Consider the following 2614-nt stretch of genomic DNA (forward strand, 5'->3'; position numbering starts at 1 on the left):
CGCCATGGGAAAATGGACCCTCGAAATCATCAGGCGGTCCGATACGACGAAGGGCTTTCAGATCCTGCCGCGTCGCTGGGTGGTGGAACGGACATTCGCCTGGCTGGGACGGTGCAGGCGGCTCGCCAAAGATTGGGAAAAGTCCATTGCGTCCTCAACCGCATGGACATTGATCGCCTCGATCCGCATGCTCACACGACGGACAGCAAGGCATTGTCAAGCTTGGAAAACTTTCGGATCGGGCTCTTAGGGAGCAACAAAGGAACGAACCGGCTTTTCCTCCCCCATGATGGTCAGCGGATATACCAGCCGGTGATCTGATCTTTGGCGTCAGCGTTGGGGAAGCAGACAGTGCGGTCTTTCTGGTGTTCCGTAGTCCAAGCATTCCCCTTGCACTGGGCCAGCATGTCGAGGCTTCCGAGGCGGTCGAGTTCATATGCCCGCTGTCCGGCCGGGGTGTTGGCCCAGGACGCAGCAGCCTTCTCATCATGGGCAGCCTGATACCCTTCCGTCTGTCCCTGATCCAATCCCGTATTGTGTCCGAGGATATAACCCGCCCCAGAGGCCGCCAGAACGATCAGGAGGGCGGTAGAGCCTAGCCAGAGTAGATTGGAGCGCAATTCGGCCTTAGATGCCTGTAGCGCCTTCTGTGAGGCTTCTGTGGCCTGTTTGAGCATGGTCTGAAGTTCGGCTGACAGGGCATGTTCCTGCTGGTTCCGGGTCAGCAGATCAGTCTGGACGGCTTGTAGCAGGCGGTTCATCTCTCCCATTTCCCGGCCGATCTGGTCGAGTGCAGCCAGACCATCATCCAGTTCGCGTTCGGTGGTCATGACTTTTTACGACCCCTTATATCTTGTTCATAGAAAAAAAATATGATAGAGACCTGATCAACATTTTTATATACCTCATAAAGGATTGCATTGTGAATTTTAGGGCCTATTTTATTTTTATTTACTCGTTATTTTTATCTGCGTCTGAGTTTTATATTTCAAATAGCTCTGTAGGCCATACGCATTACCCGCATCACGTATTTCTTATAATAGAAATGTTCCCCTTGCCATTCCTGTTTTTCAATTTAGGGAAAATCATATCAGCCATTTCCAATGGATTTTTACTATTTTTAACGATATTTGATTCATTTATTTCCTATAAATGCAAGGCTGTGACGGACGCAAATATTATTGCGGTGTTGGGAACAAATAAAAATGAACTTGTTTCTATGCTGCATACTGTCAATATTATTGTCTTGATGATATCTTTTTTATCGTTTTGTTGTTTCATTTATTTGTTTTATATTTTTGGCCGCGTTAACAACAAAAGCATAAAAATATCGTATATTATACTTTTTCCTTTGCTCATGAACTTTTGTTATGTTTTAACACAGACGCTCACAAATAAAAAAATAACACGTACATATGATATCGCATCTCGACTAAGGTTTGAGCTGCCGGGTGTTTTAGGTGATATGTTATTTGCCATTTTGATCTCTTCGCATTCAGGGGATCCACTTTATGTCACACCAGTCGTGAGGCATATTGTAAGGGACCCTTCCATTACCAGGCAAAATGGTGAAAAAATCCATAACATAGTGTTTGTTATGGGAGAATCTTCACTTGCAACACACTATGGTATCTATGGTTACAAATCTTCCAATACAACGCCAGTTCTTGATAAATACAAAGAACAAGGAAAAATATGCGTAATTCAGAATTCGCATTCCGCAGCAGATATGACACGTTCTTCCGTTCCGATGACATTTTCGTTCTTTTCCCCGAAACAACAGGATACACTTTTATCAGAAAAAAATATCATTGAACTTGCACAAGACCAAGGTTACAAAACATTCTGGATTTCATCGCAAGATGGAACCGGACCCTATGCACGTAATTACGGATACATTTCAGAATTTAGCAATTATGTGACACGTGGTGATCTGAATAACACAGAAAATGGCATACGTAGAGCTCAAGACGATACTCTTTTACCTGTTATTAAACAGAAATTTTCAGATACTGCACCCTACAAGCTCTATGTAATTCACATTTACGGTAGTCATCAAAACTATGATGATAAAATAACATTGCAGGATGTAAAAGAATTGCCGCAAGCCATAACATATGATCAAAGCATACATCATACAGACCGTCTGCTCGGTGAAATCATGGATATGGCAAAACAGGAACTTGGTGACTATACTTTGATTTACACATCAGATCATGGGGAGATCGTTGGTGTTGGTCATGGAATACAATATGGTGGATACGATCAGTATAATGTCCCATTCCTGATGTATGATCCGAGTAAAAAATATTGCAATATTTCTGAGGAATTTGAAGAAAAAAGAGGATATTATTCATCTCTGGTCAATAAGTACATTCTTCTATCTATGCTCGGTTATCCATTTTCAGAGCCGGAAATTGAAAAATTGATACCAGATGATATTATTCTCCATTCGGACTCGAAGGTATATGATTACAAGTCAATCCCGCAGTAACTGGACGGATCGAAAGGCTGTTAAGAGCCCGATCCGAAAGTTTTTCAACCCTGACAATGCCTTGCTGTCCGTCGTGTGAGCATTCGGATCGAGGCGATCAATGTCCATGCGGTTGAGGAA

Annotated in this window: 3 protein-coding genes; 2 read left to right on the forward strand and 1 reads right to left on the reverse strand. The window is 43.2% G+C overall.

What is annotated here, in order from left to right:
- The coding region (locus CFR72_RS16560) for a transposase (protein WP_146220773.1) at positions 1–250 on the forward strand (250 nt) is incomplete at its 5' end.
- A 43-nt stretch (positions 251–293) separates the two neighbouring features.
- Here the strand turns inward: CFR72_RS16560 and CFR72_RS16565 are convergent.
- Positions 294–830, reverse strand: coding sequence for a replication protein (locus CFR72_RS16565; protein ID WP_110914796.1), 537 nt, complete (start codon positions 828–830; stop codon positions 294–296).
- Positions 831–922: 92 nt separating this feature from the next.
- On the opposite strand from CFR72_RS16565, the gene CFR72_RS16570 reads away from it, so the two are divergent.
- A complete protein-coding gene (locus tag CFR72_RS16570; RefSeq protein WP_146220774.1) occupies positions 923–2494 on the forward strand; it encodes a phosphoethanolamine transferase in 1572 nt (523 codons plus the stop codon).
- The last annotated feature ends 120 nt before the right edge of the window (positions 2495–2614 follow it).

It is taken from the genome of Gluconacetobacter entanii, from assembly GCF_003206495.1.
Taxonomy (GTDB): Bacteria; Pseudomonadota; Alphaproteobacteria; order Acetobacterales; family Acetobacteraceae; genus Novacetimonas; species Novacetimonas entanii.

Bases quoted from the DNA above. Each gene is read 5' to 3' on its own strand.
- CFR72_RS16565 (WP_110914796.1), bottom strand. From the start codon at position 830: ATGACCACCGAACGCGAACTGGATGATGGTCTGGCTGCACTCGACCAG.